Source organism: Haloarcula marina (genome assembly GCF_024218775.1).
GTDB lineage: Archaea > Halobacteriota > Halobacteria > Halobacteriales > Haloarculaceae > Haloarcula > Haloarcula marina.
Genome location: NZ_CP100404.1, coordinates 579,813 through 605,152, shown reverse-complemented (window position 1 = coordinate 605,152; position 25,340 = coordinate 579,813). Strand labels below are relative to the sequence as shown.

Annotated in this window: 21 protein-coding genes; 11 read left to right on the top strand and 10 right to left on the bottom strand. The window is 65.5% G+C overall.

Annotated features, from left to right (window positions below):
• Positions 1–181: 181 nt before the first annotated feature.
• Positions 182–715 (bottom strand): 50S ribosomal protein L16, encoded by a 534-nt coding sequence (locus tag NJQ44_RS03145; RefSeq protein ID WP_254273230.1) that lies wholly within the window; start codon positions 713–715, stop codon positions 182–184.
• Positions 716–888: 173 nt separating this feature from the next.
• Here NJQ44_RS03145 and NJQ44_RS03140 point away from each other — a divergent pair, with 173 nt between their 5' ends.
• Positions 889–1,953 carry a glutathione S-transferase family protein gene (locus NJQ44_RS03140; protein WP_254273229.1) on the top strand — a complete coding sequence of 355 codons (1,065 nt, stop codon included), beginning with the start codon at positions 889–891 and terminating at the stop codon, positions 1,951–1,953.
• Positions 1,954–2,037: 84 nt separating this feature from the next.
• Here NJQ44_RS03140 and NJQ44_RS03135 read toward each other — a convergent pair whose 3' ends face one another.
• Together NJQ44_RS03135 and NJQ44_RS03130 are read right to left on the bottom strand one after the other, a co-directional pair.
• Positions 2,038–2,235: a hypothetical protein gene (locus tag NJQ44_RS03135; protein ID WP_254273228.1), complete on the bottom strand. Its 198-nt coding sequence runs from the start codon at positions 2,233–2,235 to the stop codon at positions 2,038–2,040.
• A gap of 64 nt (positions 2,236–2,299) precedes the next feature.
• On the bottom strand, positions 2,300–3,349 hold the full coding sequence (locus NJQ44_RS03130; RefSeq protein WP_254273227.1) for a TrmB family transcriptional regulator: 1,050 nt from the start codon (positions 3,347–3,349) through the stop codon (positions 2,300–2,302).
• 134 nt (positions 3,350–3,483) lie between these two features.
• Here NJQ44_RS03130 and NJQ44_RS03125 point away from each other — a divergent pair, with 134 nt between their 5' ends.
• From NJQ44_RS03125 to NJQ44_RS03115, 3 genes are all read left to right on the top strand, one after another.
• Entirely contained in the window at positions 3,484–5,883 is a 2,400-nt protein-coding gene (locus NJQ44_RS03125; RefSeq protein ID WP_254273226.1) for a glycoside hydrolase family 15 protein, read from the top strand.
• A gap of 80 nt (positions 5,884–5,963) precedes the next feature.
• Positions 5,964–7,970, top strand: a complete 2,007-nt coding sequence (locus tag NJQ44_RS03120; RefSeq protein WP_254273225.1) for a DUF7997 domain-containing protein — start codon at positions 5,964–5,966, stop codon at positions 7,968–7,970.
• 346 nt (positions 7,971–8,316) lie between these two features.
• Positions 8,317–8,766, top strand: a complete 450-nt coding sequence (locus NJQ44_RS03115; RefSeq protein ID WP_254273224.1) for a DUF4395 family protein — start codon at positions 8,317–8,319, stop codon at positions 8,764–8,766.
• A gap of 512 nt (positions 8,767–9,278) precedes the next feature.
• Here the strand turns inward: NJQ44_RS03115 and NJQ44_RS03110 are convergent.
• Complete coding sequence (locus tag NJQ44_RS03110) at positions 9,279–9,842, bottom strand: OsmC family protein (RefSeq protein ID WP_348533070.1); 564 nt, start codon at positions 9,840–9,842, stop codon at positions 9,279–9,281.
• 285 nt (positions 9,843–10,127) lie between these two features.
• On the opposite strand from NJQ44_RS03110, the gene NJQ44_RS03105 reads away from it, so the two are divergent.
• Positions 10,128–11,447, top strand: a complete 1,320-nt coding sequence (locus NJQ44_RS03105; RefSeq protein ID WP_254273222.1) for a low temperature requirement protein A — start codon at positions 10,128–10,130, stop codon at positions 11,445–11,447.
• Positions 11,448–11,891: 444 nt separating this feature from the next.
• On the opposite strand, the gene NJQ44_RS03100 is transcribed toward NJQ44_RS03105, so the two are convergent.
• Positions 11,892–13,058 (bottom strand): ABC transporter ATP-binding protein, encoded by a 1,167-nt coding sequence (locus NJQ44_RS03100; protein ID WP_254273221.1) that lies wholly within the window; start codon positions 13,056–13,058, stop codon positions 11,892–11,894.
• A 139-nt stretch (positions 13,059–13,197) separates the two neighbouring features.
• Between NJQ44_RS03100 and NJQ44_RS03095 the strand changes: the two genes are divergently transcribed.
• Entirely contained in the window at positions 13,198–15,777 is a 2,580-nt protein-coding gene (locus tag NJQ44_RS03095) for a glycoside hydrolase family 15 protein (protein WP_254273220.1), read from the top strand.
• A 5-nt stretch (positions 15,778–15,782) separates the two neighbouring features.
• Here the strand turns inward: NJQ44_RS03095 and NJQ44_RS03090 are convergent, their stop codons facing one another.
• Together NJQ44_RS03090 and NJQ44_RS03085 are read right to left on the bottom strand one after the other, a co-directional pair.
• Positions 15,783–16,823, bottom strand: a complete 1,041-nt coding sequence (locus tag NJQ44_RS03090) for a lysylphosphatidylglycerol synthase transmembrane domain-containing protein (protein WP_254273219.1) — start codon at positions 16,821–16,823, stop codon at positions 15,783–15,785.
• A gap of 129 nt (positions 16,824–16,952) precedes the next feature.
• Positions 16,953–19,022 (bottom strand): alpha-amylase family glycosyl hydrolase, encoded by a 2,070-nt coding sequence (locus NJQ44_RS03085; RefSeq protein ID WP_254273218.1) that lies wholly within the window; start codon positions 19,020–19,022, stop codon positions 16,953–16,955.
• A gap of 297 nt (positions 19,023–19,319) precedes the next feature.
• Here NJQ44_RS03085 and NJQ44_RS03080 point away from each other — a divergent pair, with 297 nt between their 5' ends.
• The 3 genes from NJQ44_RS03080 to NJQ44_RS03070 are packed head-to-tail and all read left to right on the top strand — an operon-like array spanning position 19,320 to position 22,672.
• Positions 19,320–20,618, top strand: a complete 1,299-nt coding sequence (locus NJQ44_RS03080; RefSeq protein WP_254273217.1) for an extracellular solute-binding protein — start codon at positions 19,320–19,322, stop codon at positions 20,616–20,618.
• Between the two features lie 9 nt (positions 20,619–20,627).
• On the top strand, positions 20,628–21,590 hold the full coding sequence (locus NJQ44_RS03075; protein ID WP_254273216.1) for a carbohydrate ABC transporter permease: 963 nt from the start codon (positions 20,628–20,630) through the stop codon (positions 21,588–21,590).
• The gene (locus NJQ44_RS03070; RefSeq protein WP_254273215.1) at positions 21,590–22,672 is read left to right on the top strand and encodes a sugar ABC transporter permease; all 1,083 of its coding nucleotides are present in this window, start codon (positions 21,590–21,592) and stop codon (positions 22,670–22,672) included. Before NJQ44_RS03075 ends, NJQ44_RS03070 begins: the two co-directional genes overlap by 1 nt.
• A 15-nt stretch (positions 22,673–22,687) precedes the next feature.
• On the opposite strand, the gene NJQ44_RS03065 is transcribed toward NJQ44_RS03070, so the two are convergent.
• Positions 22,688–23,434 carry a nucleotidyltransferase family protein gene (locus tag NJQ44_RS03065; protein WP_254273214.1) on the bottom strand — a complete coding sequence of 249 codons (747 nt, stop codon included), beginning with the start codon at positions 23,432–23,434 and terminating at the stop codon, positions 22,688–22,690.
• A 92-nt stretch (positions 23,435–23,526) separates the two neighbouring features.
• On the opposite strand from NJQ44_RS03065, the gene NJQ44_RS03060 reads away from it, so the two are divergent.
• Positions 23,527–23,709: a hypothetical protein gene (locus NJQ44_RS03060; RefSeq protein ID WP_254273213.1), complete on the top strand. Its 183-nt coding sequence runs from the start codon at positions 23,527–23,529 to the stop codon at positions 23,707–23,709.
• A gap of 45 nt (positions 23,710–23,754) precedes the next feature.
• Positions 23,755–24,498, top strand: a complete 744-nt coding sequence (locus tag NJQ44_RS03055; protein WP_254273212.1) for a DUF429 domain-containing protein — start codon at positions 23,755–23,757, stop codon at positions 24,496–24,498.
• Positions 24,499–24,566: 68 nt separating this feature from the next.
• Here the strand turns inward: NJQ44_RS03055 and NJQ44_RS03050 are convergent, their stop codons facing one another.
• Positions 24,567–24,761, bottom strand: a complete 195-nt coding sequence (locus NJQ44_RS03050; RefSeq protein ID WP_254273211.1) for a cold-shock protein — start codon at positions 24,759–24,761, stop codon at positions 24,567–24,569.
• A 2-nt stretch (positions 24,762–24,763) separates the two neighbouring features.
• Positions 24,764–24,958, bottom strand: a complete 195-nt coding sequence (locus NJQ44_RS03045; RefSeq protein ID WP_254273210.1) for a cold-shock protein — start codon at positions 24,956–24,958, stop codon at positions 24,764–24,766.
• Positions 24,959–25,340: the final 382 nt, after the last annotated feature.

The window sequence follows — 25,340 nt, the reverse complement described above, 5'->3', positions numbered from 1 at the left end:
AGACGTGACCGTGCCCGAGGCTGGCGGTGACCGTGAGCGCGCTCCGTCGCGCGAACCACCGACAGAGCAAGCGCTGACGAACCTGCCGCCGCTGCGCTCCGGCAGGTTTTCCCAAATTTTTGCAACGGGAGGTTCCCGAAGGGCCGACGGCCCGTGGAAATCCCCCGAAATAAAAGCGGCTCTACGCGATGAGCAGTTCTTCGCCGCGCTCGACCTTGATGCGGCAGGACGGCGTAATCTTGTTGTACGCGCGACGGAACGCCTCCTTGACGTGTTCGGCGTCCTCGACGTTGCAGTACGCCGTGAACAGGCGCTCACCGGCCTGAATCCGGGCGGCGGTGCCGACGATTTTCCCGAAGGCCTGTCGCATCCCGTCGGAAACACGGTCGGCCCCGGCACCGGTCGCCTGCTTGTTCTCGCGCAGGACCTGGTGGGGGAACTTCCGCAGGGTCATGCGGTAGTCGCCCTCCTCGCCGATTTGCTTGATGAGGTGGCGGTTGGCCGACAGGCGGGAGGCCTCCAGCGAGCCGTGACGGAGCTGGACGGACTCCTCGACGATGAGGCTGATTTGGACGGGGTACGCGTCCTTGTCAGCGACCTTGCGGCCCATCTCGTGCTGTGCAATCTTCGAACCGGGGATGCCCGTGATGTACTCGCGCCGGGTGTACGAGGGCTTGTCGATGTCCCGGTACATCGAGGCGGGTTTGTCCGACATAGGTACTCTTGGCCGAAACGTGGCCGAGCGCCACAATAAGGGCTTCGAAGGGCCGCCGCCATATCGTGCGGGAGAGACACACCCGCGAGCGCCGACAGCGGGTCGGTCTGTGGTGACACTGACGTTACCTCTCTCGGGTGTTTATCCGCGTCGGACGCCTACCTGAGGGCACGATGAACATGCTCGTCGACGGCGAGTGGCGGACCGACGCCTACGAGAGTACGACCGAGGACGGCGAGTTCGACCGGCAAGACACCACCTTCCGAGACAGCATCGAGGACGACCCCGACGCGCGCTTCAAGCCGGAAGCCGGGCGCTACCACCTTTACGTCTCCTACGCGTGCCCGTGGGCGCACCGGACCCTGCTCGTCCGCGCGCTCAAGGGGCTGGACGACGCCATCAGCGTCGACGTGGTGGACCCGTTCCGCGCCGAGGACGGCTGGCAGTTCACGCCCGAGAAGGCGGGCTGTACCGAGGACTCACTGTACGGTGCCGAGTACCTGCGAGAACTGTACGTGAAAGCCGACCCCGACGCCACCTGCCGAGTGACGGTCCCCGTCCTGTGGGACAAACAGGAGGAGACCATCGTCAACAACGAGTCCGAGGAGATTCTGCGGATGCTCGACACCGAGTTCGACGACGTGGCCGAGCACGACGTGGACCTCTACCCGGAGGGGTATCGGGACGAGGTCGACCGCATCATCGGCGACATCTACGACCCCATCAACAACGGCGTCTACCGCGCCGGGTTCGCGAAATCGCAGAACGCGTACGACGAGGCCGTGACCGAGTTGTTCGACGCGCTGGACCACTGGGACGACGTGCTGGCCGACCAGCGCTACCTCGCGGGCGACCGACTCACCGAGGCGGACATCTGCATGTTCACGACGCTGGTGCGCTTCGACCAAGTGTACCACACGCACTTCATGTGCAACCACCAGTACATCCGCGAGTACGACAACCTCTGGCCGTACCTCCGGGACCTCTACCAGACCGGCGTCGCCGAACGAAGCGAGGGGGCGCCGGACGAACGAACGGGGAGCGACCCGACCCGTGAGTCGCCGGGCGTCGCGGAGACGGTGAACATGGACCACATCAAGGAACACTACTACACCACGCACCCCGACGTGACCCCGAGTCGCATCGTCGCGATGGGGCCGGACCTGGACTTCGAGGCCGCCCACGACCGCGACGACCTCCCGGGCGAACCGCCCGAGGACCTGCTCGCGACGGCCTGAGCGACGACGGCACGTTTTACTCGGCGTCGACCTGCCCGCTGCGATGCGATAGCCACTCGTCGAGTGACGAGAATCCGCCGTCGGTTATCTCCCCGGCCGCCCCTCGATAGTATCGAGAATGAACCGGAGGAAGGACGCTTCGTCGCCGGAGTACGAACCGTCCACCGGGCGGACGACCCAGTCGGACCCCGTGGCGCCGACCGGCGTGGACCCGTCGAGTCGCCGGAGGCGGTCGAGCACGTCACCGCCCGCCTGACTGCTCCCGCCGGGTTTGGTGTCCATGCGGGCGTGGTAGTGGCGTTCGACCGCGTCGTTTGTCGGATGCGACGACCGGACCGAGTCGGCGTTAGGGTTCGGTGAGCGTCACTTCGGTCGTCTCGTAGTCTTCGAGGAACGACCCGGGACCGCCGACGGTCACCGTCTCTTCGCCGGTGTCGACGACGAGAGTGTGTTCGATGGGGTAGGAGTTCGTCTTCGGTTCGACGAGTCCCTGTCGCGTGTCGACCACGGTGCCCGTGACCTGCTCCCGTCGGTCGGTCGCTCGGACGGGTTGGACCGCCGCCTCGATGGCGACCGGGGAATCGTCGCGCAGGCGGAGCGTCGCCTGTAGCACCGCGGCCCTGAAGTTACCGTACGTGGCGGGGAGCGGCAGCGGTTCGTCGACGTAACACTCCTCGGCCATCGGCCAGTAGTTGCCGAGGAACGCCCCGGAGATTATCGGGACGATCTGTTGCTGGCCGAACGCGATGGCCCGCTGTTCGGAGTTCGACCGGATTATCATCTCCGCGGGGACGACGACGCCGAACGTGCCGTCGATGGTGAGGATAATCGGCATATCCGGTTCGTGAGCGCGCACGACCGAGGCGCATCCGGCGATAGCGTCGGGGTCGATATCGCTCGTAGAGCTAACGATGAGGAGGACCATCACGCCGCGGTCGACGGCGGCTTTCAGTTCCGCCGAAACCTCAGAGAGGTACTGCTCCGGGACCGACAGCATGACCTCGTTTTCCGCGTTCGAGAGGTACTCGGTCAGCCGTTTGACGACGGTGACCCGGGACTTGATGACGTCGAACTGCTGGATGTCCCGCTCCGTGTCAGAGTAACGCTCGTCCAGCGCCGACCCCATCTCCTCCAGTTGGTCCGACAGCGCCTCGATGACTTCCGAGGGTGGACGGGCGCGTATCGTCGTCGGAACGACGTGGTCGCTGACTTCGACGAAGCCCCGCTTCTCCAGCGATTCGCTGATGCTGTAGACGTACCGTTTCGATACGCCCGTGTCGTCCGCGATTTCACTGGCCTTCGCCTCGCCGTTCCGAAGTATCGAGAGATACGTGTCGACCTCTTTCTCCGAGAGGCCCAGTTCGGTGAGTCTATCCGCGAGCGTCGAATCGTCCATGATATAATGTTGTATCAGCGTTGCGATTAATTTGGTTTCGGTGCAGTCCGGCCCCAACGGGGATGTAGAATCGAGTTGTAATTATTCATTACAAGTTGAGAAACCATTAAGGTACTGGTCGTACAGGCTGTCGTATGACCAGCGAATCGACGCCGACAGCCACAGCGGATGCGACGTGGACGGTCGGGGAGAAGTACGGGTTCGGCACGGTCTGTGACCACGACGACGCCGACCCGTCGCGAGTGTGGTACACGCTGACCGAAGGCGCAGTGACCGAGATACGGTTCCCGCGTATCGACCTGATGAACGTCCGGGAACTGGATTTCCTCGTCACCGACGGCGAGGGGTACGCCGCCCGGACCTTCCGCGAACGGCGCGACCTGCCCACCGCGGTCGAACGCGAGACGACGGCGGCAAGCGAGGACGCGCTGCTGTTCCGACAGACCGCGCGACCGACCGACGACCGCGACTGGGAACTGACCGTCGAACACGCCGCCCATCCCGACGAGGACGCACTGCTTCTCGACGTGGACTTCGCGGGCGAAGGGTACGACCTCCACGTCGTCGTCGACCCGGCGCTGTCCTGTCACGCCGACCACGACGTGGCCCACGCCGACGCGGACGCGTTGCGTGTCGCCCACGAGCAACCCGAGGACGCGGACCCGGTGTTCCTGACCGAGGACGGCGACCCCATCGACGTGGGACTGGGCGTCGCCAGCGCCGACGGGTTCGAGTGGACCACCGCCGACGTTCGAGAGGGCGACGTGGAGACGGCGCTCCTCGAATCCGGGTCGACCGACGAACGGTACGACGAGGCCCGGGGCAACGTCGTCCTCGCCGGGACGCTGGCGAGTCACGAGACGACGCTGTCGCTCGGGTTCGCCGAGGACAGCGACGACGAGGCCGCCCTCGCCGTCGCCGAGACGGCGCTGGACGACACGTTCGAGGACGTGCGCGCGGCCTACGTCGATTCCTGGGACGCCTACCTCGACGAGATTCCGGTCCCGGACAGCGTGAAGGGCGACGACGACCTGCTGGCCCAATATAAGACCGCCGTGATGGTGATGAAGGCCGCCGACTCCAAGGCGTTCCCCGGTGCGGGCATCGCATCGCCGTCGGTCCCGTGGGGCGACGCCGTCGACGCCAACGACCCCGTCGACTACGGCTACAACTACGTCTGGCCGCGCGACCTGTATCAGGCCTACACGGCCTTCGACGCCATCGGCGACACCCAGAGCGCCATCGACGCCACGGAGTACGTCTACGAGTACCAGCAGCGCGAGGACGGCTTCCTTCCGCAGAACACGTTCCTCGACGGGCGCACCCGCTGGGGCGGCGAGCAGATGGACGAAATCGCCTTCCCGCAGGTGATGGCCCAGCAACTCAAGGAGCGTCACGGCTACGACTTCGAGGAAGCGGCCTACGGCTACGAGAACGTCCGCCGCTCCAGCGACTACGTCGCCGCGACCGGCCCCCACACCCAACAGGAACGCTGGGAAGAGGAACCGGGCTACTCGCCGTCGACGACGGCCGCCGAGATCGCGGGCCTCGTCTGTGCGGCCGACCTGGCTATCGACGCTGACGAACCTGCCGACGCCATTGCCTACCTCGGCGTCGCCGACCACTGGGTCGCGAACCTCGAAGACTGGCACGCGACCGAGACGGGGACGGCGAAGCACACGAACACGCCGTACTACGTCCGCATCACCGGCAGGGGCAACCCTGACGACGGGGAACTCCGCACGCACAACAACGGCGGCGGGATGCTCGACGAGCGAAACATCATGGACGGCGGATTCCTCGAACTCGTCCGCCTCGGCGTCTGCTCGGCCGACGACCCGACCATCCGCAACAGCGTCGCCGAGTACGACGACGACATCATGGTCGAGACGCCCCACGGTCCCGGGTGGTACCGATACACCGGTGACGGCTACGGCGAGAAGCGCGTCCAACCCGGCGCGCCGTGGCAACCGGACATGACCGGGAAGGGGCGCATCTGGCCCTTCTTCACCGGCGAACGCGGCGAGTACGAACTCCTGCTCGACGACCCCGACTTCGCCCCCGAGGCCCTGCTGGAGACCCTCGGCGACTTCGCCAACGACGGGCGGATGCTCCCCGAGCAAGTGTGGGACGAATCCGGCGAGAACGACTTCGACTGGACGTTCGGCGAGGGCACGTCCAGCGCGACACCCCTCTCGTGGACCAACGGCCAGTTCGTCCGACTGGCGTGGAGCATCGACGCGGGCGAACCGGTCGAGACGCCCGCCGTCGTCCGCGAGCGTTACGGCGGGTCCGCGCCCGCCGACGGTCCCGAACTCGACGTGAAAATTGAACGCGACGGGGACGACGCCCGCGTCACCGGCCACACCGACGGCGAGGACCTCGTGGTCAAGACACGAAGCGAGACGGTCCACATCGACGGCGGGGACGTAGACGTCGCCGTGGCGGCCGACGAGGGGGCGCGCGTCACCGTCGTCGCCGCGAGCGGCGACCTGCCCGACATCGCGACGACGGTCGTCGACGACACCGTCTGAGCCGTCTCCGCGAGCTGTCGATTAGGTGCGAAAAACAATTACACCAAATTTTATCAACGGGGCCGTGTTGTGTAGTGGCAATGACGCTCCGGACATCACTGAACGATTATAAACGTCACCGGGAGGACGACCGGAAGTTCCCCGGTGAACTCCGGTCGACGACGGGCGTGTTCGCCGGTGATGGCGACCGCCTCGTCCACGTCGACGACGACGGCTCACTGCAGGACTACTCGTATCCGCTCAGCGGCCTCTCAGGTATCGACAGCTCTCGGTTCGGCGTCGGCGACGGCTGGTTCGACGGCGGCGCTTCTCAGCGGTATCACGACGACACGGGCGTCGTCGAGACGGTCCACGAACAGGGCGACTGGCAGGTCAGACAGCAGGACCTGACCGTCGGCCGGACACACGTCACCCGGTTCGAACTCGTCGGCGATGCCCCTGAAGCCGTCGACCTGAACGCCTACGTCAGGTTCGCCCCCGACGGCCGTGAGGGACAGACGAGTCTGCTCGTCCACGACGGGGCGGTCGAAGCGTACCACCGGCGCGAACACGATTACGTCGGCGCGTCGACCGACTTCGACGCCTACGGGCAGATTCCCGAGCGATTCGACGAACTCGTCGCCGACGACCCCGTGGAGTTCCCGCGGACCGCCGACGAGGAACGCTACGAGGATACGGTCCTGACCGGCGGTGCGCACCTGACCGCGCCCTTCGAGAACGGAAGCGTCACCCTCGTCACCCTCGTGGCCGAACGCGGCGAGACGGCCCGTGCGGACGCACTGTCGACCGTCGAGTCGGCCGCGAGCGAGTACGACGACACCGAGACGCTCGTCGCCGCCGCCCGCGACCAGCGCGAGTGGCGGGTGCCGGAGACCGCCCCGCACCGCGAGACGGTCGTCGACGACCTCCGCGTCGTGTCGCTGCTCTCCGCGGAGAACGGCGCGCGCATCGCCGGTCCCGACTTCGACCCCTTCTACGTCTCCTCCGGCGGCTACGGCTACACGTGGTTCCGCGACGACGCGGAGATATCCCGCTTCCTCCTCGAAGGAAGCGAGGTTCTCGGCGTCGACCTCGACGGCTGGCACCAGCGCTCCGCCGAGTTCTACCGCCGAACGCAACTCGACGACGGCAGTTGGCCCCACCGCGTCTGGCCGGGCGACGAGACGCTCGCGCCCGGGTGGGCGAACGCCCGCCTCGAAGACGGCGACGACACCGATTATCAGGCCGACCAGAGCGGGAGCGTCGCCGGGTTCCTCGCGACGTACCTCCGGACCGACGACCCCGAGGACCCCGAGGCTATCGAGGCGACCATCGAGGCCGCCGTCGACAGTCTGGACGACACGCTCGAAGCCGACGGCCTCCCAGTCGCCTGCCAGAACGCCTGGGAGAACATGCAGGGCCGGTTCGTCCACACCGCCGCGACGTTCCTCCACGCCTACGCCGCCGTCGCCCGCGCGCCGGTCTCAACCGACCTGCGGGACCACGCGCGAGCGCAGGCCGACCGCGTCGCCGACGGCCTCGACCGCCTGTGGACCGGCGAGTTCTACGCGCTGCGGGAACACGAGGGCGAACTCGACGAACGCCTCGACTCCGGGTCGCTGGCGCTTCCGGCCGCGATGCGCGAGTACGCGGAGATTACCGACCTCGACGACGAGACGGTGGACCGCCTCGTGACTCACGTCGAGACCACGCTCGACGGCCTCGAACACGAGAGCGACGCCATCCGCGGCCTCGTCCGCTTCGAGGGCGACGACTGGCGGCAGCACGGACAGGGCAACGAGAAGGTCTGGACCGTCTCGACGGCGTGGGGTGCCAACGCCGCCGCCGAACTCGGAAGCCTCCTCGACGCCTGCGACGACGCTCGGGCCGACGACGCCTACCGCCGCTCGCGTGACCTCCTCGCCGAGATACTCCCCGGCGGGTCGCTGGTCCGCGACTGCGGCTACCTCCCCGAACAGTTGTTCGACGACGGCACCGCCGACTCGGCGACGCCGCTCGGGTGGCCTCACGCGCTTCGTCTCGCGACGGTCGCCCACCTCGACGAGGCGGACGAACTCGCCGTTGCGGCGGCCGAACCCGCCGAGTAGGGCGAGACGGTTTCTACGTCGTCGTCACTCGCGGCGAAGTGACACACAGAAAGACGGTGGGCCGAGATCCGAGTCCGTGCAGAACGGCTCTGTTGAAATACTCATCCGCGGATAGTTTTCTGCGGCCGTGCTGAATACAGGGCGCGAATCGCACAAGAGATCCTGTGTTATCGAACAAGGAGTCCCGGCCTCAGTGCGATGTTTGGCTGGAGAACGCAATAAATAACTCACCTGCTGACTCTCGGGCACCGTTCGTCTTTACAGAGAGATAACACTATGTCCGGTACCGGCGTAGGTAGAAATGGTAATGATGAGTGTTATCTCACCACATATTCGAAGGCGGTTGATGATTCAGGGATACCACTGTCCGGACGAACCGTCGTTCGGAGCGGTTGTGCCGTGGATCGGGTTTTCCCCAGGCGTCTGTGCAGCCATTGCCGCAGTTGGGACGGCACTCGCATCTCCGATTATTCTCGTCGCATTGGTACCGTTTGCTGTTCTCGGTGCCGTATTTCCGGTCCATCCATTTGACCTCGTTTACAATCACGGAATTCGACACGTCCTCGGCACGGATCCGCTCCCGAAAGCGAACGCCCCCCGGCGGTTCGCGTGCGTCGTCGCCAGCGTTTGGTTGACAGTAACCGCCGCGGCCTTCTGGGCTGGTTCGTTGCTCGTCGGATATACACTCGGGATCTTGTTCGTCGGCGTGAGTGGACTCGTGGCGACGACCCACATCTGCATCCCCTCCATGGTCTACAGGTTCGTGTTTCGCAAACCCGTCGAAGCCAGCGCTTGAAACCTCCAGTCCAGTTCGACGGTAGCAACGTATGTTCGTTGCTCCGGTCCAGCAGAGAGAGCGGCGGCGCAGAGCTCGCCGATATTAGGCCAACGCTGTCTGGCAAACCTCGAGGAGTCGGACGCTTTCGCCTGGGAGAGGCCCGGGCCACGACCTATCTGCTCACCCTGCGTTTCGGCGGTATCGGGTGACTCGGTCCTGGGTCGTCCCGTTGGCTCTCTCGTTCGGCGCGCTACGTAGCGTTGGTGCTGAGAGCAGTAATGCCGGATTCTCGTGTAATATATATGTACATGAGGGCCATCCGTGCAGTAGTCTCGTGGACGCGGAAACCGCCCGCGAGGGTTGACGACGAAGGCGCGGGGAGCACCGATGGTGGAGTCTCTCGGTTCGGACTCGTCCGGCACGCGTCACGGTATCTGTAGAGGGGAATTCACCACTGCGGACAGTGTGGGACAGTCGACTGCTGTTCCGAGATAGAGGATGTAAAAACTACCAATTCGGACCGGGATGGATTACTCAACGACGAGGTGTGTTTCCAGCGCAACCTCGTTCGTCAGCACGTCAACGAGGGGCGAAGTGGCCTCAACGTGCTGACGCAGCTGTTCAAGTTCCTTCTCGGAGGCATCGGCATCCATGTACACAGTACAGGTGACCGCTTCGTACCCCGGGTGAACATCCTCGGAGATACCCAGGAAACCTCGAAGATCAACGTCACCTTCCATCTCGAAACGGAGACTGTCGAGTTCGATGCCCATAGCAGCGGCGTTCGCTGCATAGCCCACGGTTAAGCATGAACCGAGAGCGCCGAGCAGGGCTTCGACGGCGTTTGGGCTTGTGCGTTCTCCGAGAATTTGCTCGGGCTCGTCCCCCTGTAACGTGAAGTCCTGCGTGCGAACAGTTTCACCAGACTGGTCGAACTCGTTGATCGTTGTGACTGACTTGAGCGCATCCTGCCACTCTGTTTCGGCCCGGAATGTGAACATTCCGACATCAGGGTCGTCACTGATAGCTTCGATTGCTCCCTCGAGCGCCGTAACATCAACACCGTTTACTGTCGATTCGTCCATAGTGGCCATCTATTGTCACCGGTTCATATTGGACTGCTGATACAATAAGATAGTATTAGGGAATAGTGTTTATTTGCATACACTTTCGCGAGAGAAACGCGCGGTATACAGTCCAGTTTTGTGAAGGTTAATTGGTTCTGATGGCATAGTAACTGCCCACTCCCACTTAGCAGCAGATTCAGGACGGAAGGTCTGAAACAAACGCACCCGTTTGGCCTACGACATTCTCTGACGCGCTACGTAGTGTTGGTGACGTGAGTGTTTATGCTGGATTCTATTGTACTAGAAACGGACATGAGACCCATCAGTATAGTGCTCTCGTGGATGAGAGGGGCACCTGCGAGGACTGCCGACGAAGGCGCGGAGAGGAGCACCAACGGGAGTGTCTCTCGGTTTGGACTCGTCCGGAACGCGTCACGATATCTGGAGTCGTCGTACCGCCCGCCGACCGTTTACACGGGCAACCGCGGCCGACACGCCACGTGGCTAGAATTGTTCTTCGATCTCGTATACGTCGTCGCCGTCGCGGAACTCGGACTGCTGCTCCACGAGGACCTGACAGTCACCGGAATCCTATCGTTCGCGGGCCTGTTCGTCCTCGTCTGGTGGACGTGGCTCGGATTCACGGAGTACACCGATGCGTTCGATACGGACGACCTCGTCCACCGCTTCGGGATGGTCGCCGCTATGTTCGGGGTGATTCTCCTCACGGGAACGATTCACGACGTGTTCCACGGCGGTTCGGCGGCGTTCGGTATCGCGTACCTCTTCTTGAGCCTCCTCTCGGTAGGGATGTATGTTCGAGCATGGCACAGCATCCCGTCGCTCCGCTCGTACACATCCTACGTTCTACTCGCCAACGGGGCTGGGGCGCTCGTGTGGGCGCTGGGTCTCTTCGTCCCTGAACCGGGTCGCTACGCAATCTGGGCACTCTCGTTCTTGATCAGTATCAGCGTCGCTGGCGTGTATCTCCGTCTCGAGGACATCCCGAAGCGCACCTCACACTTCCCCGAACGTCTCGGGTTGTTTACCATTCTCGTCCTCGGCGAGTCGATCCTGGCGGTCGCTGTGGGCGTCTCCGGTCTCAACTGGACGTTGGTGCCAGCTCTTACCGCCCTCAGCGGGTTCCTGATTGCGGTCAACGTATGGTGGCTTTACTTTGGAACCATCGACGAGTTTCTCCTCGACCGTTCGTTCCAGGCCGAATCGGAGGGGGAGTGGATCCAGATTCGTAAGCGTATCGTCGCACACGTGCTCGTCCATGTATTCGTCTTCATCGGTATCGTGGCAGCCGGCGTTGGGGTCGCAGTCGCGATAGAGGCTGCAGCCGAAGCACACGCTCTCGGAGAGGGTGGTGTCCGGACGATCGCTGGCGGACTCGCGCTCTTCCTCCTCGGTTCGGCGTTCACAGATCGAAACACACTCGAGTCGCTGCAGGACGAAGTGTTCCTCGCTCGCGGAGTTGCGGGGACGATACTCGGATCGGTCGCACTCTTCGCTCCGACGGTCAGTCCCTCCGCATTCGTCGGAGGTGTCGCTGCACTCCTCGTTTGCCTAACTGTATTTGAGGGTTTCAAGAACTTCCTCGACGAGAATACAACCGAGAGGCTCTGACCCACGTCCGTATAGCTGCGGGGGAGTGCACTTGCGGGCGATCTGAGGGTTGTCAACTAGTCCCGTGCACAACGCCGGTTCTATCCCCCGCCAGTCTGGGAGGAGACTGTCCGCCGTCGCAGTTCCGTACTTCTTGTGGGTTCGCTACTCCACCGATGTAAACTACTGAGCCTGAATCCTGAACACGTAGTTCGAGGAGTCTTGCGGCCGGTTGGTGTCGCGCAGATGCGCCTAAGCCCAGTAACGCCGTCACGCTGGGCACAAACATGACACAATCGTTCTGTCGAGAATCGCAACGATATCAGAACGCGAATATCTCGCACAGAGAGCGACCCGACACCATGTCGTCAGTGCTCGATTCACGCTCTATATTCAGCACGCGACATCTGACATCTGTCACGTCTTGCGGGTTTCAACAGAGCCTGCAGAACAGCAGAACCGACGCTACTGCATCGGCGAGACGGCGGGTTCGCCCTGCGGAGCGACGGCGTCGCCGGTCTCGCCGTCGAACAGGTGGACGGACGACTCCTCGAAGGCGACGCCGACGACGTCGCCGACTTCGGGTTCGATGTCGGCGGGGACACGGGCGATGAAGTCGGGCGCGTCCTCGGTGTCGAAGCTCCGCTGCTCGGTCCCGAGGTCGAGATAGAGATAGTTGTCGCTCCCGATGGGTTCGACCACGTCCACCGTCGCCGGAATAGCGCTCCCGTCCGTACTCTCCTCGACCGTGACGTGTTCCGGGCGGATGCCCAGCACGTAGGAGCCACCAGCGATGTCGCCGAAGGCACTCGCGCGCTCGGACGTGAGGTCGTAGGAGAACGACCCGTCGGCGCCGGTCAGGCGGACGCCGCCGTCGAGCGAATCGGCGGAGACGTCGAGGAAGTTCATCGACGGCGACCCGACGAATCCGGCGACGAACTGGTTGGTCGGGTTCTGATAGACGTGGGTCGGCTTGCCGGTCTGCTGGAGTTCCCCGTCGTTGAGGATGACGATGCGGTCGCCCATCGTCATCGCCTCCTCTTGGTCGTGGGTGACGTACACCGAGGTGATGTCCAGTTCCTCCTGCAAGCGCTGAATCTCGGTGCGCATCGTCGTCCGAAGCTTCGCGTCGAGGTTCGACAGCGGTTCGTCGAACAGGAACACGTCGGGTTCGCGGACGATAGCGCGACCCAGCGCGACGCGCTGTTTCTGTCCGCCGGAGAGTTCGCCCGGGGTGTCGTCCAGCAGGTCCTCGATTCCCATCATCTCCGCCGCCTCGTAGACGCGCTGTTCGCGCTCCTCGGCGGACATGTCGGTGCTCATGCGCAGGCCGAAGGCCATGTTCTGCTCGATGGTCTTGTGCGGGTACAGCGCGTAGTTCTGGAACACCATCGCCACGTCGCGGTGGCGCGCGTGGATGTCCGTGATGTCTGTACCGCCGATGTGAATGCGCCCGCTCGTCGGCCGCTCAAGCCCCGCAATCATCCGGAGCGTCGTGGACTTTCCACAACCCGACGGGCCGACGACCGTCACGAATTCACCGTCGTCGATTTCGAGGTCCACGTCGTCAACCGCGACGATGGATCCACCGTCGAACTCCTTGCGAAGCGATTTCAGTTCGAGACTCGCCATTACTCCCTGTGTATATGTCCCCAATGATAAATTTTGCCCATAATTCTGAATTTGTGAGGGGAAATTTCGTAGGTGTTTTTGTGTACCCGTCCATGAGGCAGACAATGGCACACGCATATCGAGCATTCGGGTGGCACCGATGAGACGGCGACGCGACTTCCTTCGGACGGCGTTCGGAGCGAGTATCGCCGGATTAGCGGGCTGTCCCGGCCAATCCGGGGACGGGGGTTCGGGAGCGGACGCGGACGACGGTTCCGACGGGGATACGGCGACGACGACCCACGCGACGGCGACGCCCGCCTCCATCGAGGCCCGCCCGCCCCGATGGACGACCGGCGAGAAGTACGGCGTTGCGACGGTTCCGGACCACGCCGCCGCCGACCCGTCGCGCGTCTGGGCGACGTTCACCGCGGGCGCAGTGACCGAGGTCAGGTTCCCCCGCATCGACCTCATGAACCTCCGGACGCTGGAGTTTCTGGTCGTCGATACCGTGGCCGGAGAGACGTGGCGGACCCACGACACCGACCGGACCAGCGACGACGGCGTCGAGCGGTCGACGACGCTCGCGAGCGAAGACGGCCTCCTTTACGAACAGACCGCCACGCCGACGGACGGCGACTGGTCGCTCGCCGTCGAGTGGGTCACCGACTCGGCGCGCGAGGCGCTGGTCGGGTCTGTCTCCTTCGATGGCAGCGACCGTCACGACCTCTACGCCGTCGCCCGCACCGCCTGTTCCCACAGCGCCGGGGCGGACGTAGGTCGACGGGCGGGCGAGGACGGCGCGTACACACTCGCGGCGTGGGACGGCGAGGCCAACGACAGCCAGCACGTCGTCCTCGACGACGACGGCGACCCGTACGCCGTCGCGCTCGGACTGGCCTGCGCGGGCGGGTTCGACCGCGCCAGCGCCCTCTCGGACGACGACGGCCGGCGCCTCCTCGAGACGAGCGAGTTGGTCGACAGCGCCGACGCGGAGGGCGTGGTCACCCTCGCCGGGCGAGTGCTCTCGGGGCCGGGCGAGACGACGCTGGCGATGGGCTTTGCGACCGACCGCGACGGCGACGCCGCGACCGAGACCGCGGTTGCCGCCGCCGAGGCCGACTACGGGGCGACGCGGACGACGTATCTGGACGCGTGGCGCGACTATCTGGACGAACTCGAAATCCCGGACAGCGCGTCCGACGGCGACCTCTCGACCCAGTACCGGGTGGCCGCGATGTCGCTGGCGGCCGTCGAGGACAAGACGTACCTCGGGGCGGGTATCGCCAGTCCGTCGGTCCCGTGGGGGGCGGCCGTCGGGGCCATCAACCCCAGCGACTACGGCTACAACTTCGTCTGGGCGCGGGACCTCTACCAGTCCTTCACCGCGCTCCGGGCGATGGGCGACGTGGCGGGCGCGCGGCGGGCCACCGAGTACGTCTTCGAGTACCAGCAGGACGACTCCGGATTCGTCCCGCAGAACACGTTCCTCGACGGGCGCACCCGCTGGGGCGGCGAGCAACTGGACGAAATCGCGTTCCCACTGGTGATGGCCTACCAACTCAGAGAGCGCCACGACATCGGCTTCGCGGACGCGAGCTACGACTTCGCCCAGATACGGGCGTCGGCGAACTACGTCGCCAACAGCGGCCCCGCGACCGCACAGGAGCGCTGGGAGGAGGAATCGGGCTACTCGCCGTCGACCATCGCCGCCGAAATCGCCGGGCTGACCGCCGCGGCGTCGCTGGCCGCCGACGAAGGCGACCGGGACGCGGCACTCCGGTGGCTGGCAACCGCCGACGACTGGGCGCGCAACGTCGAGGACTGGTGTGCGACGACCACCGGCACCGACGAACACACCACGACGCCGTACTACGTGCGCGTCAGCGACGACGCGGACCCAGACGACGGGGCCGACCGACCCCTCGCCAACGGCGGCCCGACGCTGGACGAGCGAAACGTTATCGACGCGGGCTTTCTGGAACTCGTCCGCCTCGGGGTGGTGCCAGCGGACGACCCGACGGTCGAGAACTCCGTCGCGGTGGTCGACGACACCATCCGCGTGGACACGCCCAACGGCCCGGCGTGGTACCGCTACAACGGCGACGGCTACGGCGAACCCGAGAGCGGCGAACCGTGGCAGAGTGACGGACAGGGGCGACTGTGGCCCATCTTCACCGGCGAACGCGGCGAGTACGAACTCCGACGCGGCGACTCGACCACCGACCTCGCGCCGGAGAATCTGCTGACGGCGATGGCGAACTTCGCCAACGAAGGGCGGATGATTCCCGAGCAGGTGTGGGACCGCGAGGACCCAACCGAGTACGGGTGGCAGTTCGGCGAGGGAACCGGGTCGGCGACCCCGCTGTCGTGGTCGATGGCCCAGTTCGTCCGACTGGCCCACGGCATCGACGCGGGCGCGCCCGTCGAGACGCCCGCCGTCGTCGCCGAGCGATTCGGGCGGGAGCGACCGCAACCGTCGCTGTCGGTTCCCGACCTCCCGACGCGAACCGAAGAGTCGCCGCTCACCTACGAGGTGACCACCGACGCCGCCGAAGTCATCGTCCACGCCGACGGGCGGACCCAGCGCTTCGAGGTGACCGACGGCACGGCGACGGTCGAGGCCCCGCTGTCGGGTATCCGGACCACCGTCACCACCGTCGCCGTCGACGACACCGGCGAACTGGTCGAGGCGGGCCTGGCGATGGACCGCCAGTCGGTGACCTACGCCGGGGAGTGAGCGGCTCAGTCGGCGTCTGACTCCGACTGCGCGCCGGGTCGCCAGCCACGAAGAAACGCCACCGCGACGCCGCCGACGCCGAGCGCCAGCGGGATACTCAGCGCGCGAACTACGAGCACCGGCGCGGCCGTCTCCGCCGCCGGCACGCCCGTCACGAGCGCCAACCCACCGCTCAGGAGCACGTCGTAGGCCCCGATGCTCGCCGGAACCGGGACGGCGCTGGCCGCCTGCGGCAGGGGGACGAGCGCGACGATGGGGAGCAGGGGGACGGCCGTCCCAGTCCCGGAGAGCGCGACCCACAGCGCTGTCGCGGTCAGCAGTTGTTCGAGGACGCCGCCGAGTGCGATGAGGACGAGCAGTCCCGGCCGGTCGCGGAACTGGCCGACACGGCGGGTGAACCGCGAGACGGCGTCGGCGACGGCCGCACGGTCGTGGGGACGCTCCCGATACAGCGAGGAGACGACGCGGACGACCGGCGCGAGGACGGCGACGAGTCCCGTCGAGACGACGGCGCGCGACCGGACGAGGAGGGCGCCGACGACGAGGAGACCGACGAGCGCGCCGCCCAGCGTGGTGACGACCGCGCTCGCCGACGGTTGCCCGGCCAGCAACACGACCGCAAGCGCCGTCGAGACGAACAGTTGCGCGCCCGACTTGACGTACTTCGCGACGCCGCGGACGCCCAACGCTTCGCTGTAGGTCGTCTCGGTAGCGACGCCGATGAAGCGGGCCATTATCGGTTCGGAACTCACCGGCCCCGCCGGACTGAGCGTGTCGAAGAAGTCGCCCGCGAACGCGAACTGGACGCTCTTCCCGGACGAGAGACCGCCGCCGAGCGGTCGGACGGAGGCCCACACCCCGATACCGTCGACCACCGCTTCGGCGACGACGAGGCAGGCGACGAGGGCCAGCGCCGCGGGCGCTATCGTCGACGCCCGCGCGAGGACGGCGTCCGTCCCGACGAAGCGGAGGTACGCCGCCAGCGCGCCGACGCCGAGCGTGCTTCCGAGGAGGAAACGGGCGAGGTTCCGTCTGGACGGGGTCACACTGTCGCTACTGGGCGAGAGACTGGTTACCGTTTCGGTGTCCGGTGTCCGGCGCTCCCACGCCGGTTCGTGCGCGCGCGGGAGATACCATCTCAAAAACCATGTCAAAACCGGGCGACGGCGGACCGATTACTCCGCGACGGGGGTGACGACCACGTCGGCGACCCGGAGGCCGCCGTCGGTCCGCGCGTCGGTTCCCGAGAGCAGGTCCTCGCCGGTCACGTCCACGCCGAGCGAGACGGTGGCCGGGTCCGCACCGAAGTTCAGGACGACAGCGAGCGTCTCCGCGTCGTCCGAACGGGTGTACGCGACGACGTTCTCTGCATCTCCGTCGACGATAGCCCACTCCACGGGGTCGACGCCGGGCGCGCGCAGGGCCGGGCGGTCCTGTCGGAGCGCCACGAGTCGGCGGTGGAAGTCGGTCAGGTCGGCGTCGCCGTCGTGCCAGCGCATCGTCCCGCGTTGGTCCTCGACGCCGCGCTCCTGTCCGTAGTAAATCATCGGCGCGCCGGGAACGGTGAACGTCGCGCCGACGGCCGCCCGCAGTGGGGCCTCGCCGCACTCCTCGCGGTAGCGGTCCTCGTCGTGGTTCTCGACGTAGCGCATGTGGACCGACCGCTCGGGGTAGCCACGACGCGGCGATTCGGCGAGAGCGTCGAACAGCGCCGTCGCCGGTTCCTCGCCGGTCCCGATGTCGCGCAGCGTGAAGTAGAAGTCCGTGTCGTAGTGGACATCGAACTCGTTTTCGCGGAACTCGGGCAGTCGCGGGACCGTCTCGTCGAGCAAGAGGAAGTCCGCGTCGTCGGCTTTCACCGCCTCGCGGACCTCCTTCCAGAAGCCGTGGGGCACCCCCCACGCCACGTCACAGCGGAAGCCGTCGACTTCGCCTGCCCACTCGTCGACAACGTCGAGCATCCACTCGCGAACCGCCAGCGAGTCGTAGTTGACGTTGGGTATCTTCGTCCAGGTGAAGTACAGGCCCGGCGCGTCGTCGCCCGCCCAGTCCACGTCGGACACGTCCTGCTCGGCGGGGACGCGCTCGTAGTAGTTCTCGTACCCCGGAACCCCCGCCCGGTGGAACTGGAAGTACGGGTGGTCCCGGGACGTGTGGTTGATAACCAAATCGAAGATGACGCGGATGCCCGCGTCGTGGAGCGTGTCCACCAGCGAGGCGAACTCTTCGCGGGTGCCGAGGTCGTTCGCGGTGTCGAACAAGTCCGTGATGTGGTAGCCGTGCCGGGTCGGGCTCTGGACGACGGGCGTGAACCACACCACGTCGACGCCCAGCGACTCGATGTAGGGCACGCGGCGCTCGATTTCCTCGAAGGACGTCTCGGCGATGTCGCCCACGAACTCGCGGACGAAAATCTCGTAGATGGTGGCGTCGGCGGCCCACTCGGGGGCGTCGGCGGGTCGCTCGAAGGTCACGTCCCCGCCCGCGTCGACCATCAGTGTATCGGCGATGCTGTGTTGCTCGGCGACGGCGACGGCGTGGACGCGCGAGCGAACCGGGAGCGCGTCGACCGGGACGCGGAGTTCGTCGCCGTCGACTTCGGTGTCGGCCGCGTCGAGGCCGTCGCGGTCGTCGAAGTGGAACTCCACGTCGGGGTCGCTCCCGTCGGGTGCCGCGCGAGCGTCTGCCGTGACGACCACGGTGTCGCCCTCGCGTCGGCCGTCGAGTTCGACGCGCGGCCGCCCCGCGCCCTCGACGGTGACCGAATCCGAGGCGAACGGGTCGAACTCACCGTCGAACGCGAAGATGACCTCGTGCGTTCCCGGCGGGAGCGTCGTCTCGAAGGCCCACTCACCGTCGTCGACTTCCGTCGCCCAGTCTCGGCCCATCGTGAAGTCGTTGAACCGGCCCATGACGACACACTCCTCGGCGTCAGATATCTCGTCAGGGTCGCCCTCGACCACGTCGTCGGCCGTGACAGCGAACCGAACCGTCTCGTGTTCGGACGCGGGGAAGGCGCGGACGGTCTGTGTATGCGTGCCGTCCGGCGCGGACAGTTCCACGCGATAGGTGCCGGGCGCGTCCGGTTCGAGGTGGACGACCGGCCCCTGTTCCAGCGTGGCCTCGCTTTCGGTGGGTCGTTCGCGGAGTCGCCAGCGGAACGTCGCCGCCGCGTCCGGTCGACGCGGGGCCAGTTCGACGGACTCGCCGACCGTGCAGAACCGTGGTGGACCGGGGTGGTGCATACGGCAAGGGTTACTAGCCCGGTATTTGACTGTTCCCCCTCGGCCGCGATGTTTGGTGCAGTAGTACACCAAGGTTACAAAATCCAGCCGGTATTTGTGAGGTACAATTTCGTAGCATTTTTGTGCATGGAGGATGATTCATGTTGACAACGGTTGTCAGTCAGACCCGCGCGAAGCGGCGACGCGCGTTCTCTCTGCAGTCTCGACCAGCGGTAGCTAACGAGATATATGTGATAATCAATTGTGTGTATCCGAATGATTTAAGTTGTGAAAGACTATTTCATCCATTATCCATCCATGACAATGGACCGCAGAACGCTGATCAAGCACATCGGTGGCGCCGGTGCCGCGGCGGCACTGGCCGGATGTAGTGTTCAAGAACAGAGCGACGACGGAAGCGACGGTGGCTCGGGGGAGAGTTCCGGCAGCAGTTCCGGTTCCGACGGCAGCGCCGAAAGCACCACGGAGAGCCAAGGTCCGGCCGGGACGGCGACGGCGTGGTACGACGTGACCGAAAGCGAACTGGGGACCCGCGAGGGCGTCATCAGTTCGTTCAACGACCAGAGCCGTCACACCATCGAGGGCGCGGACATCTCCGACCTCCAGCAGAAGACCTCCAGCGCGATTCCTGCTGGCGAAGGTCCGCAGATTTTCGACTGGGCGCACGACTGGGCGGGCAACTCCTACGAGCAGGGGTTCATCGTCGACCAGAGCGACCAGGTGTCGACCGACCTCAGCAACTTCACCGAGACGGCCCAAAGCGCCGTCCAGTACCAGGGTAACCTCGTCGGCCTCCCCTACGGTGCCGAGACGGTCACTCCCATCGCGAACCTCGACATCGTCGACTCCGTGCCCGAGAGCGTCGACGAGATGATTTCGATGATGGAAGAGCACCACGACCCCGACAACGGGATGTACGGCCTCGGCTACCCGTTCGACCCGTACTTCGCCAGCGCGTGGCTGCAGGCCTTCGGCGGCTACTACTTCGACCCGAGCGCCGACGAACCGCTCGGCGTCAACGCAGACGAGACGGTGCAGGGCCTAGAGTTCGCCCTCGAGAACCTCGCGCCGTACATGCCGAACGACCCGAGCTACGGTCCCCAGGCCGCCGCCTTCGCGGAGGGCAACGCCGCCTTCACCATCAACGGCCCGTGGTCGCTCTCCGGCCTCAACGACAACGGCATCAACTACGAAGTGTTCAGCTTCCCCGAGATGAGCGGTGGCTCCCCGAGCCCCTACACGGGCATCTCGGTCTGGTACTTCGCGAAGCCGATGGAAGAAAACGACGCCGCCGCGAAGGCCGGTCGGAACTTCGTCGAGTGGTTCGCGACCAACGAGGACCACCTGCTCGGCCTCGCACAGGACCAGGGTGCCATCCCCGTCCTGAGCAGTCTCGTCGGCAGCAGCGACCTGCCGACCGAAGTGCAGGCGTACTCCGAGTCCGCCGGACAGGGTATCCCGATGCCGAGCGACCCCCGCATGAGCGACGTGTGGGGCCCGGTCGGCACCGCACTCACCCAGGCGTTCAACGGCGACGCCTCCCCGCAGGCCGCACTCGACAACGCCGCAGAGCAGATTCGTAGCAACTGGGAGTAACCGACCGCTATGAGTACGGCAACACGTATCGCGAACCGCGTCGAAAGAGTGCCGTTCCTCAGCCGTGGGGACGCCTCCCTACTGCTGGTGCTCCCCGGCCTGTTCATCTTCTCGGCGTTCATGCTGTTTCCGGTCGTCTACCTGCTCGGGATTTCCTTTACGAACGCGGAACCGGCGAACCTCTTCGCGGGCGAAGGCGTCCTCTCGATTCTGACCTTCGGCGACGCGGCGTTCGTCGGGTTGGAGAACTACGCCGACGTGCTGACGGACCCGCAGTTCTGGAACTCCTTCGGGGTGACGTGGCTGTTCGTCGCCACGAGCGTCACGCTGAAAGTCGTCACCAGCATCTCCATCGCGCTGGTGGTCACCAGCGACTTGGTCCGCGGCAAGCGCCTCCTGCGTTCGTTCATCATCTTCCCGATGGGGCTGCCCGCCATCTTCACCATCACGGTGTGGCGCGGCATCTTCAGTTCGGCGCAGTTCGGGCTGATGAATCAACTGCTGACCGGGTTCGGGATGCAATCGGTGGCGTGGCTCTCCGGCCGCTGGACGGCCTTCATGGCCTACAACATCACGGAAGCGTGGCTCGCGTACCCGTTCATGGTCATCATCACCGTGAGCGCGTTGCAGGACGTCTCGGAGGAACTCCACGAGGCCGCCGTCGTCGACGGCGCCGGTTTCTTCTCCCGGTTCCTCCACATCACGCTCCCGTCGATCAAGCGACCGGTACTGTTCGCGACCATCCTGACCTCTGCGGCATCGTTCCAGCAGTTCCTCATCCCGTTCGTCTTCAACAAGGGCGGCCCCGCCCGGGCGAACGAACTGCTGGTCGTCTACGGCTACCGCGAAGCGCTCCAGTTCCAGGAGTACGGCCGCGGTGCGGCAATCAGCATCGTCGCGCTCGTGTTCATCGGCGCGTTCATGTGGCTGAACGTCAAGAAAGGACGGCTGGCTGACGGGGTGAGCGACTGATGGGTCTGCTCGCCAACATCGGCCGGAAACTCGGCGAGGACGCGAAGAACATCGCAACGACGCCCGCGGAGACGCTTCGCGGCTGGAAACACACCGCCGAAGCGGTCCAACGGGGCGAAGTACCGGCCTCCGAAGTCGTGAAAGTCGCCGTCTCGACGGTGCTCGCGACGCTGATGGTGCTGGCGCTACTCTTCCCTATCTACTGGATTCTGATGGCGGCGCTCTCGGGCAGCGGTGCGTCCCTGTACACCTCCGAGAGTTTCACGCTGTTCCCGAGCGACCCGACGTTGCGCCCGTTCATCTGGGTCGTCGGCGACCTCGTCATCCCGGGGTACGCAATCGGCCTCAACATCCCGCTTTCGGACCTCGCGCTCGTGTTCAACACGCCCGAGGTGACGCTGCTGGAAGCGGCAGACTACGGCATCGAACGGCCGTCCGAGTTCAAGAAGTACCTCTGGAACAGCGTCACCGTCGCTATCCCGACGGTGCTCATCGCGATGTCGCTCATCATCCCGGCGTCGTACGCCCTCTCCCGGCGCGAGTTCCTCTTCCGCCGGAAGATTCTGTTCGTCTACGTCCTGTTGACGCAGGTCGGGGGCGGCCTCGGCGTGGCGCTACTTATCGGGATGTACGCCATCTACGTCCAGTTCGGCATCAACAACAGCAAACTGGCGCTGGCGGTGTACTACGCCGCGACGGCCGTCCCGTTCAACACGTGGCTGTTGAAGACCTACATGGACGGGATTCCCACCTCCTACGAGGAGGCCGCCGTCGTCGACGGGGCGCCGCCGTGGCGGGTCGTCACGGAGGTCATCCTCCCGATGTCCGCCGCCGGACTCGCGACGGTGTTCATCTTCATCTTCCTGACCGGGTGGACGGAGTTCGTCGTCGCCCAGACGCTGTTGGGCACGGAGAACTACACCCTCCCGGTCGGTCTCTACGCGCTGGTCGGCGAGTACTCCATCCCGTGGGCGCGCTTCTCTGCCTTCGCGCTCACCTTCGCGACGCCCATCATGCTCGTGTACCTCTTCGCACAGCGGTACATCGAGGGTGGCCTGTCGTTCAGCGGGATGGAAGGGTAACGCCGACGCCCACTCTCACTCGCCGTTTTCTCCCCGATTCTCCGAGTCCGAGAGCGACCGCAACCGCTCGGCGACCGCCTCGCGGTCGGCCGGGTCGTTGACGTTCGCTACCCACCCCTCCAGCGGGACTGCCTCGACGCGGTGGCCCGCGTGAACGAGCAGGTCGATAGCGGCGGGGAGTTCGTACTCGCCGCGCGCGGACGGGGTTACGAGGCGCACTGCGGGGTCGATTGGTTCACCGAAGACGTAGAAGCCGCGCGTGACCAGCGTCGACGGCGGGTCGTCGGGTTTCTCGACGAGAGCCCTCACTCGGCCGTCGGCGTTCGCCTCGACGACGCCTGTCGTCTTCGCCTGCGCGCGTGAGACGCGTTCGACGAGGAGCGTCGCGGCAGCGTCCGTCTCGCGGTGGCGGGCCAGCACCGCGTCGAGGTTCGCCCGTGCGACGTTGTCGCCGTTCACCACGACCAGCGGCGGGTTGGCCGTCGAGAGCGCACATCGAAGCGCGTGGGCGGTCCCCAACTGTTCGGCCTGCCGAACGTACCGGATGGGCGTCTCGCGATAGCGGTCCCCGTAGTGCGCGACGATGTCCGCGCTCCGGTAGCCGACGACGGCGACGAGTCGGTCGACGCCGACCGACAGCAGGGCGTCGAAGGCGTGTGAGAGCAGCGGCCGGTCCGCCACCTCGACGAGTGCCTTCGGTCGGTCGGCGGTCAGCGGGCGCATTCGCGTGCCCTCCCCCGCCGCGAGGACGACGCCGTCCATACCCCCTCGTTCGGTGGAACGAGGCAAATAGATGCGGGACAGCGCGCGGGTCGGGCAAAAGAGTGAGGTGCCGTGGGGTGAGACAGAGTCGCATGCAAGACGAAGTGTGGCGGTCGGTGGACATCATCCGGAACAACGAGGGCGTCCCGCACGTCCTCCAACAGAAGGAACTCGTCTACACCAGCGGCGTCTCCGAGGAGTCGGCGGGCTACACGAAACCCGCACTCGAACACCGCCTCGTCCCGCTGACCGACCTGACGAAGTTCGGCGACTGACACGTCCGGGTCAGATTTTTTACGCAGTACGACCCAGATACGGTGATGGCGGGCGAGTTGTACGTCGGCGTCGTCTGGAGCGAGGGCACCTATCTCGCGGTGGCATTCGGTCCCGACGGCTACGACCACACGGCGGTGTTCGACGGCATCGGGGACTGCTGGACCCGGTACGAGGAGACGGCGGCCCGAATACTGGTCGGTCTGCCTATCGGCCTCGTCGAGTCGGGTGACCCGGTCCGGCGGTGTGACGAACTCGCCCGGTCGGTCCTCGGTCCGCGAAGCGTCGCGGTGTTCGACCCGCCGGTTCGGGAGGCCACGCGAAAGCGGCGGTACTCGACTGCGAACCGCGTCCACGAGCGAAAGAGCGGGCAGCGCCTCTCGGAGGCCGCCTTCGAGGTCAGCGACGGCATCGCGATGTGCGACGAACTCCTCCAAGAGGTCCCCGAGGCCGCCGCAGTCGTCCGCGAGGCGCATCCGGAACTGTGCTTCCGGGCGTTCGCCGACGAACCGCTGGAGTGTCCGCGCGAGACGGCCGGTGGGTACGCAGAGCGGATGCGGACACTCGCTCACTACGACCGCGACGCCGCGCCGACGGTCCAACGGGCCGCCGCGGATACCACGGGCACGAGCGTCACTATCGCTGACGTGCTAGACGCCGTCGTCCTCGCGTACACCGCTCACCCTGACGAAGGTGAGTTACGGACCCTCCCGGCGGACCCGCCGACGGACGCGACGGGCCTCCCGATGGAGATGGTGTACCGGGCGGCGACGCCGCTGGGCGGCGGATAACTCGAACGACGCCGGTGCTGTCGCTCACCGTTCGGTCTCAATAATGTGGACTGCAGACAGAATCCGCCTTACAGTCGCTGCAGGTTCGTCGCGCGGGGGCCCTTGTCGGCCTGTTCGATGTCGAACTCGACTTCCTGACCCTCTTCGAGGTCGGGGCCGCCGACGTCTTCCATGTGGAAGAACACGTCTTCGTCAGCGTCCTCAGTGTCGATGAAACCGTACCCGCCAGTGTCGTTGAAGAAGTCAACTTTTCCTTTCGCCATAGTTAGAGCCGTGTGACGTTGTTCGCGCGCGGACCCTTGTCCGCCTGTTCGATGTCGAACTCAACTTCCTGCCCTTCTTCGAGGTCCGGACCGCCAACGTCCTCCATGTGGAAGAAAACGTCCTCGTCCGCGTCCTCAGTGTCGATGAAACCGTAACCGCCAGTGTCGTTGAAGAAATCAACCGTTCCTTTCGCCATTGCAACCACAGAGAGACCCGGCCCACGGATAACAGTTCCGGTACGCAGATACCTCGTATCGAGCGATAACACCACGTAGAGCGGGTGTATCCAGATATTTCGGTGGCTAAGCCCCCAATATCCCGCGGTGGAGGTGTCACAACCGGAGAACGACAGCACTCCCGGTGGGACGTCGCGTACCGACGCCACCGGAACGGCCGCGACCGCGGGTTCGTCTAGTCGGTGGTTCGCTGGAGCGTCCCCGACGCACTGCTGTTCGGCGTGGTCGTCACCCTGAGTATCGTCGTCAAAACGGTCGAAAGCGGGCGGTCGACGGGGCGATTGGCGACGACGATTCCGCCGCGCGCGTCGTGGAACGCCGTCGGACCTGCGTCGCCGCGCC

What these genes read in the sequence shown, in the direction of transcription:
- NJQ44_RS03145 (WP_254273230.1), bottom strand. Translation starts at nt 715, where the DNA reads ATGTCGGACAAACCCGCCTCGATGTACCGGGACATCGACAAGCCCTCG.
- NJQ44_RS03140 (WP_254273229.1), top strand. Translation starts at nt 889, where the DNA reads ATGAACATGCTCGTCGACGGCGAGTGGCGGACCGACGCCTACGAGAGT.
- NJQ44_RS03135 (WP_254273228.1), bottom strand. Translation starts at nt 2,235, where the DNA reads ATGGACACCAAACCCGGCGGGAGCAGTCAGGCGGGCGGTGACGTGCTC.
- NJQ44_RS03130 (WP_254273227.1), bottom strand. Translation starts at nt 3,349, where the DNA reads ATGGACGATTCGACGCTCGCGGATAGACTCACCGAACTGGGCCTCTCG.
- NJQ44_RS03125 (WP_254273226.1), top strand. Translation starts at nt 3,484, where the DNA reads ATGACCAGCGAATCGACGCCGACAGCCACAGCGGATGCGACGTGGACG.
- NJQ44_RS03120 (WP_254273225.1), top strand. Translation starts at nt 5,964, where the DNA reads ATGACGCTCCGGACATCACTGAACGATTATAAACGTCACCGGGAGGAC.
- NJQ44_RS03115 (WP_254273224.1), top strand. Translation starts at nt 8,317, where the DNA reads ATGATTCAGGGATACCACTGTCCGGACGAACCGTCGTTCGGAGCGGTT.
- NJQ44_RS03110 (WP_348533070.1), bottom strand. Translation starts at nt 9,842, where the DNA reads ATGGCCACTATGGACGAATCGACAGTAAACGGTGTTGATGTTACGGCG.
- NJQ44_RS03105 (WP_254273222.1), top strand. Translation starts at nt 10,128, where the DNA reads ATGAGACCCATCAGTATAGTGCTCTCGTGGATGAGAGGGGCACCTGCG.
- NJQ44_RS03100 (WP_254273221.1), bottom strand. Translation starts at nt 13,058, where the DNA reads ATGGCGAGTCTCGAACTGAAATCGCTTCGCAAGGAGTTCGACGGTGGA.
- NJQ44_RS03095 (WP_254273220.1), top strand. Translation starts at nt 13,198, where the DNA reads ATGAGACGGCGACGCGACTTCCTTCGGACGGCGTTCGGAGCGAGTATC.
- NJQ44_RS03085 (WP_254273218.1), bottom strand. Translation starts at nt 19,022, where the DNA reads ATGCACCACCCCGGTCCACCACGGTTCTGCACGGTCGGCGAGTCCGTC.
- NJQ44_RS03080 (WP_254273217.1), top strand. Translation starts at nt 19,320, where the DNA reads ATGACAATGGACCGCAGAACGCTGATCAAGCACATCGGTGGCGCCGGT.
- NJQ44_RS03075 (WP_254273216.1), top strand. Translation starts at nt 20,628, where the DNA reads ATGAGTACGGCAACACGTATCGCGAACCGCGTCGAAAGAGTGCCGTTC.
- NJQ44_RS03070 (WP_254273215.1), top strand. Translation starts at nt 21,590, where the DNA reads ATGGGTCTGCTCGCCAACATCGGCCGGAAACTCGGCGAGGACGCGAAG.
- NJQ44_RS03065 (WP_254273214.1), bottom strand. Translation starts at nt 23,434, where the DNA reads ATGGACGGCGTCGTCCTCGCGGCGGGGGAGGGCACGCGAATGCGCCCG.
- NJQ44_RS03060 (WP_254273213.1), top strand. Translation starts at nt 23,527, where the DNA reads ATGCAAGACGAAGTGTGGCGGTCGGTGGACATCATCCGGAACAACGAG.
- NJQ44_RS03055 (WP_254273212.1), top strand. Translation starts at nt 23,755, where the DNA reads ATGGCGGGCGAGTTGTACGTCGGCGTCGTCTGGAGCGAGGGCACCTAT.
- NJQ44_RS03050 (WP_254273211.1), bottom strand. Translation starts at nt 24,761, where the DNA reads ATGGCGAAAGGAAAAGTTGACTTCTTCAACGACACTGGCGGGTACGGT.
- NJQ44_RS03045 (WP_254273210.1), bottom strand. Translation starts at nt 24,958, where the DNA reads ATGGCGAAAGGAACGGTTGATTTCTTCAACGACACTGGCGGTTACGGT.